Origin of the sequence: Pengzhenrongella sp. (assembly GCF_036565025.1) — a bacterium.
In the GTDB taxonomy this organism is placed as follows: domain Bacteria; phylum Actinomycetota; class Actinomycetes; order Actinomycetales; family Cellulomonadaceae; genus Pengzhenrongella.
This window is the reverse complement of sequence record NZ_DATCNW010000428.1, coordinates 1-5,685: the sequence shown is the minus strand read 5'-3', so window position 1 is coordinate 5,685 and position 5,685 is coordinate 1. Positions and strand designations below refer to the sequence as shown.

Genomic DNA, 5,685 nt, shown 5'->3' with positions numbered 1-5,685 from the left:
GCAACGTCCGAGCGTTGACGTCCTATAGGACGTCAACGCTCGGACGTTACGTGTTCTGGAGCACGGCGAGCCAGGCTCGAGGGCCGGGGATGGTGCAGCGAAGGGCCGCGACGCGGGCGGCGGCGTCGAGAGCTCCGCTCGGGTCCGCGTCCGCGGCGTGCCGCAGCGCGAACCACGCGAACGCGCCGTGGAAGGCGTCGCCCGCGCCGAGAGTGTCGACGACCGCGACGCGCGGCACGGGCACCGAGCCCGAGACCGTCCCGCCCGATGGTGCGGGTTGCCACCACCGCACCGGATCGCCCCCCTGGGTGGTGGCCACCGTGCGGACCCCGGCGTCGAGCAGCTCGACGACGCTCTCCTCGATCCCGGCGCTGCCGGGGGTCCGGAAGTCGGCCGAGCAGATCGCGACGTCGACGAAGTCGAGCAGCAGGGCCATCACCGGCCGCCAGCGACCGGCGTCGAGCACGACCAGGGCGCCGTCGACGGCGCGCGCCGCGGCGAGGGCGAGCGCGGGATGGTGGCCGTCCAGCAGCACGACCCGCGCCCCGGCCAGCTGCTGCGCGAGGTCGGTGGGCGCGCCGACGTCGTGCGCGGCGGCGTCCATGGAGGTCACCGAGCGATCGCCGGTGTTGTCGGTGACCGTGACCGCGGAGACCGCGGGCGGCGTCGTCGCGTCCGGGGTGACGTCGACGACCTCGACCCCGCGTGCCTCGAGCTCGGCCCGGATCAGCCGCGCGACGCCGGTCGTGCCGAGCGCCGTCACGAGCCGCGCCCGGCCGCCGAGAGCCGCGAACACGATCGCGGCGTTCGCGGCGGGCCCGCCGGCCGCGACGTCCTGCCGGAGCGCGGTGACCTTCTCGTTGGCTCCCGCCAGCCGCTCGACGCGATGCACGACGTCGAGCGTCGCGAGCCCCACGAAAACCCCCAGCTCACCGCTCATGGCCCACCCCCACTGGCGGGAGCGTCAGCTGGCGGCGAGGATGTCGATGACGAAGATCAGCGTCGAGTTCGCCGGGATCCCGTTGGCGGCCTTGGCGCCGTAGCCGAGGCTGGGCGGGATGACCAGCAGCACCTGGCTGCCGACCGTCTGCCCGACGATGCCCTGGTCCCAGCCCTTGAGGACAGCCCCGGTGCCGATCGCCGTGGTGAACGCGGCGGCCCCCCAGGTGGACTGGAACGGCTTGCCGTTCCACAGCGCGCCGGCGTACTGGAACGTCACGGTCTGACCCGAGGTGACCTTCGCGCCGTCTCCCTTGATCAGCGGCTGAACGACGAGGCTCGTCGGGGGGGTGCCCTTGACCGGCGTGATCGTCGGTGTCCCGTCCTTGGCGAGCTTGACGGTCGGCAGGCCTGCCTTGGGAACGACAGCCTTGCCCGAGGCTCGCTTCGGGACCTTCGGGGCCATCTTGGCGCCCAAGACCTCGACGGCCATCACCGTCGTGTCCTTGTCGCCGGGGATGGCGAGCAGGAAGCGCGTGCCGACCTTCTGCCCGTCGAGCACGTCGTTGAGGACCGGCATGAAGGCCTTGTCACCGAGCGTGATGTGATCGGGTTCGCCCTTGTACGTCGAGCCCTGCGTCTTGCCGTCGGCGCCGGAGACCGCGATGTAGTTCAGCGACAGCACCTGCCCCTTGACGAGCGTGAGGCCGGTGCCCTTGGCGACCACGCGGGCGACCGGGGCGGACACCGTGAACGGCGACTTGAATGCGACGGTCGGCTCCGCGCCGGCCTTGCCCGTCATCGTGACGGCGTCGAGCGCCTTGACGTCAGCCTCGGTCGGTTCGGCTGCCGCCGGAGCGGAGGCCGTGGCGGACGGCGACGGCGTCGCAGCGTCCTTGGCCCCGCCGGCGCAACCGGCGAGCAAGAGAATCGAAGCAAGACAGGCGGCCACCGTGGCCTTGGTGAGACGACGCAAGATCGAGCCCTTCATCGGTATGGCAGCCGGCCGACAAGGAATGCGCGACGTCGGCTTGCGTCGCGCGGGGCGACGGACCCGGAGGATTCTACGACCTCTTGCTGTGCACCGAAGAAGGTTCCGGCGATGGCCGCGGGTATTCTCGGCGCGTGTCACCCAACAAAACCGAGCAGCTCGGCACGGGCCTGAAGGTCCGCCATCTGACCATGATGGGCCTCGGTTCAGCGATCGGAGCCGGCCTTTTCCTCGGCACCGGCAAGGGGATCGGCACCGCGGGCCCCGCGATCCTGCTGTCCTACGCGATCGCCGGCGTCCTGGTCGTCCTGGTGATGCGCATGCTCGCCGAGATGGCCGCCGCGCTGCCCTCCAGCGGCTCTTTCTCTACCTACGCCGAGGAGGGCATCGGCCGGTGGGCCGGTTTCACGCTCGGCTGGATCTATTGGTTCACCCTGATCATGGTGCTCGGCGTCGAGCTCACCGGCGCGTCCGCCATCATCCACAGCTGGCTGCCCGCCGTGCCGCAGTGGGTCCTGGCGCTCGTGCTCATTGCCTTCTTCGCGGCCGTGAACCTCGCCGGGGTCCGCAACTTCGGGGAGTTCGAGTTCTGGTTCGCCGCGCTCAAGGTCGCGGTCATCGTCGTCTTCCTGGTGGTCGGCGCGTTGCTCGTGCTCGGCTGGTTGCCGGGCACCGACCCGGTCGGGCTCACGCACCTGCTCGGTGACGGCGGCTTCGCGCCGAACGGCCTCGGCGAGGTGGCCGCCGGCCTGCTCATCGTGATCTTCGCGTTCGGCGGCATCGAGATCGTCACGATCGCGGCCGCCGAGTCCGACGATCCCCAGCGCAGCATCGCCGCGGCCGCGCGCAGCGTCGTGTGGCGCATCATGGCGTTCTACGTCGGCTCGGTCGCGATCATGGTGCTCGTGCTGCCGTGGAACTCGCCCGCGCTGCTCGCCGGCCCGTTCGTCGCGGTCCTCGAGCTTGCGCACATCCCCGGCCTCGCGTTCGCGATGGAGGCCGTCGTCGTCGTCGCGCTGCTCTCGGCGTTCAACGCGAATGTGTACGGCACCTCGCGGATGGTGTTCTCCCTCGCCCAGCGCGGCGACGCCCCGCGCGGCCTGCTGCGGGTCACGCGCGAGGGTGTCCCGTCCGCCTCCGTCCTGCTCTCGATCGCGTTCGCGCTGGTCAGCGTGCTGCTCAACTGGCTGCTGCCGGAGAAGCTGCTCGGGATCCTGTTCAACGCCGTCGGCGCGTCGCTCGTGGTGATCTGGATCGTGATCGCGATCTCCCAGCTGCGCCTGCGACGCCGGCTCGAGGCCGCCGCGCCCCTGACGGTGCGGATGTGGGGCTTCCCGTACCTGAGCTGGTTCACCCTCGCGCTGCTGCTCGCGCTGGTCGGCCTGATGGCGACCGACGAGGCCGCCCGCGCCCAGCTGATCGCGACCACGGTGCTCGTGCTGGTGATCGTCGGGATCTACTTCGCGCGCGAGCTGCTGCGCGAGCTGAAACTCAGGCGCGTCCCGCGGTAATGATTTCGTCGCTCCATGGTTGAGGTACGTGAACGCTCAACTACTGAGAGGAACACTCCCATGTCTGTCGTTGTCACCGGTGCCACTGGCCACCTCGGTCGCCTCGTCGTCGAGGCCCTGCTCGACGGCGGCCTGCCGCCCGCCGACATCGTCGCCGCGGGCCGCAGCGTCGAGAAGATCGCCGACCTCGCCGCGCGCGGCGTCCGGGTCGCCGCGATCGACTACACCCGGCCCGACACGCTCGTGGCGGCCTTCACCGGCGCCGACGCCGTCCTGCTCGTGTCCGGCAGCGAGGTCGGCCGGCGCGTCGCCCAGCACGCCAACGCGATCGAGGCCGCGAAGACCGCGGGCGTGGGCCGGATCGTCTACACGAGCGCGCCGCGCGCCGACACCTCCCCGCTCATCCTCGCCCCCGAGCACAAGGCGACCGAGGAGCTCATTCGGGCGTCCGGCCTGCCGTTCACGATCCTGCGCAATGGCTGGTACACCGAGAACTACGCGGGCAGCCTCGAGCAGGCGCGCGCCACGGGCGAACTCGTGGCCAGCGTCGGCGAGGGCCTCGTCGCGAGCGCGAGCCGGGCCGACTACGCCGCCGCCGCGGCGCGCGTGCTGACCTCGCCCGGCCACGAGGGCAAGGTCTACGAGCTGTCCGGCGACCGCGCCTGGGGCCACGCCGAGCTCGCCGCCGTGATCGCCGAGATCGTCGGCCGGCCGGTGACCTACCGCGAGGTGACCCCCGAGGAGCACCTCGCCGAGCTGACCGGCGCGGGCCTCGATGAGGGCACGGCCGGGTTCGTCGTCGCCCTCGACGGCAACACGCGCGACGGCCTGCTGGCCGAGACCACGGGCGAGCTGACCGCACTCATCGGCCGCCCGACCACCCCGCTCGCCGAGGGCCTGCGCGCCGCCGCCTGATCCCACTGATCCACCGCAACGTCCGAGCGTTGACGTCCTATAGGACGTCAACGCTCGGACGTCAGCGGTTGGAACCTCGGGAACTGTGCCGTCGTCGGGGTTAGGGTCGCTGCCCGCGGACCGGCTCGGCTGTCGGCCTGCGTCGACCCACCAGGAGGACGCGATGACGCACGCTCCCGCCCAGCCCGCGCCGATCCCGTCGGACCCGGCCCGGCTCGCGCACGTGCCGCCGGACCAGGGTCCAGGCCCGCACGCCCCGGCGCGGTTCGCCGTCGTCGGCAACGGGTGGCGGGCGAGGTTCTTCCTGCGCATGGCCCGCCTGCTGCCCGACCGGTTCGCGGCGACCGGAGTGGTGGCCCGCAGTGAGGAGCGCGCCGCGGAGGTCCGGCGCGAGTGGGGGGTGCCCACCGCGAGCACCGTCGCGGGGGTGGTCGCGATCGAACGGCCCGACTTCGTGGTGGTGGCGGTGCCCTGGGCCGCGTCCGCCGGCGTCATCCGGGAGCTGGTCGCGCTCGGCGTGCCGGTGCTCGCCGAGACCCCGCCCGCGCCGGACGCCGCGGGCCTGCGCGAGCTGTGGGCCGACGTCGGCGCCTCCGGACTCGTCCAGGTCGCCGAGCACAGCCCCTTCATGCCGGCGCACGCGGCCCGTCTCGAGGCGTTGCGGCGCGGCCTGATCGGCGAGGTGACTTCGGTACAGATCTCTTCGACGCATCTGTACCACGCTGTCGCGGTGATCCGGGCGATGCTCGGCGCCGCGTCGGCGAGGTCGCCGTGAGCGCGCAGACCTTCGCCGCCCCCCTCGCCGACCCCGTCTCGCGCGCCGGCTGGACCGGCGAGAACGCCCCCCGAGACGCCACGACCACGCTCGCGACGCTCGACTTCGGCGCCGGCCGCAGCGCCCTGTACGACTTCACCGACAACCAGTGGCACAACCCGCTGCGCACCAACCGGATCGTGGTCCGCGGCAGCCTCGGCGAGCTCGTCGACGACCGGATCGTGCGGCTCGCGGCGGACCGGACCGTTGTCGAGTCCCGCCTCGCGCGCCGCCAGAGCGGCATCGAGCAGGACCTCGAGGGCTTCGACCTGGACCACCTGAGCGTGGACGGCGTCGTCGTCTACCGGAACCCGTTCCGGGGCGCGCGCCTCGCCGACGACGACATCGCCGTCGCCGCCCTGCTCGCGGGGACCGCGGCGTGGGTGCGGGGCGGACCTCCCCCGTACCCGCTCGCTCAGGCGTGCCAGGACCACCTGCTCGGCCTCGCGATCGGCGAGGCGGTCCGGACCGGCGCGACCGTCCGCACGTCGGTCGAGGCGTGGGCGGGTTGACGG

Annotated in this window: 6 protein-coding genes; 4 read left to right on the top strand and 2 right to left on the bottom strand. The window is 72.5% G+C overall.

Annotated elements, in window-relative coordinates; all coding sequences use genetic code 11:
- Positions 1-46 precede the first annotated feature (46 nt).
- On the bottom strand, positions 47-940 hold the full coding sequence (locus tag VIM26_RS24565; RefSeq protein WP_331955962.1) for a PfkB family carbohydrate kinase: 894 nt from the start codon (positions 938-940) through the stop codon (positions 47-49).
- Between the two features lie 24 nt (positions 941-964).
- A complete protein-coding gene (locus VIM26_RS24560) occupies positions 965-1,915 on the bottom strand; it encodes an FKBP-type peptidyl-prolyl cis-trans isomerase (protein ID WP_331955961.1) in 951 nt (316 codons plus the stop codon).
- Positions 1,916-2,064: 149 nt separating this feature from the next.
- On the opposite strand from VIM26_RS24560, the gene VIM26_RS24555 reads away from it, so the two are divergent.
- The 4 genes from VIM26_RS24555 to VIM26_RS24540 all read left to right on the top strand — a co-directional run bounded on the left by VIM26_RS24555 (position 2,065) and on the right by VIM26_RS24540 (position 5,682).
- Positions 2,065-3,441 (top strand): amino acid permease, encoded by a 1,377-nt coding sequence (locus VIM26_RS24555; RefSeq protein ID WP_331955960.1) that lies wholly within the window; start codon positions 2,065-2,067, stop codon positions 3,439-3,441.
- Between the two features lie 60 nt (positions 3,442-3,501).
- Positions 3,502-4,356: an SDR family oxidoreductase gene (locus VIM26_RS24550; RefSeq protein ID WP_331955959.1), complete on the top strand. Its 855-nt coding sequence runs from the start codon at positions 3,502-3,504 to the stop codon at positions 4,354-4,356.
- Positions 4,357-4,519: 163 nt separating this feature from the next.
- Complete coding sequence (locus tag VIM26_RS24545) at positions 4,520-5,131, top strand: Gfo/Idh/MocA family protein (RefSeq protein ID WP_331955958.1); 612 nt, start codon at positions 4,520-4,522, stop codon at positions 5,129-5,131.
- Complete coding sequence (locus VIM26_RS24540) at positions 5,128-5,682, top strand: hypothetical protein (protein WP_331955957.1); 555 nt, start codon at positions 5,128-5,130, stop codon at positions 5,680-5,682. Before VIM26_RS24545 ends, VIM26_RS24540 begins: the two co-directional genes overlap by 4 nt.
- Positions 5,683-5,685 lie beyond the last annotated feature (3 nt).

Excerpts from the sequence above, each read along its gene's own strand:
- VIM26_RS24565 (WP_331955962.1), bottom strand. The coding sequence starts at position 940 with ATGAGCGGTGAGCTGGGGGTTTTCGTGGGGCTCGCGACGCTCGACGTC.
- VIM26_RS24545 (WP_331955958.1), top strand. The coding sequence starts at position 4,520 with ATGACGCACGCTCCCGCCCAGCCCGCGCCGATCCCGTCGGACCCGGCC.
- VIM26_RS24550 (WP_331955959.1), top strand. The coding sequence starts at position 3,502 with ATGTCTGTCGTTGTCACCGGTGCCACTGGCCACCTCGGTCGCCTCGTC.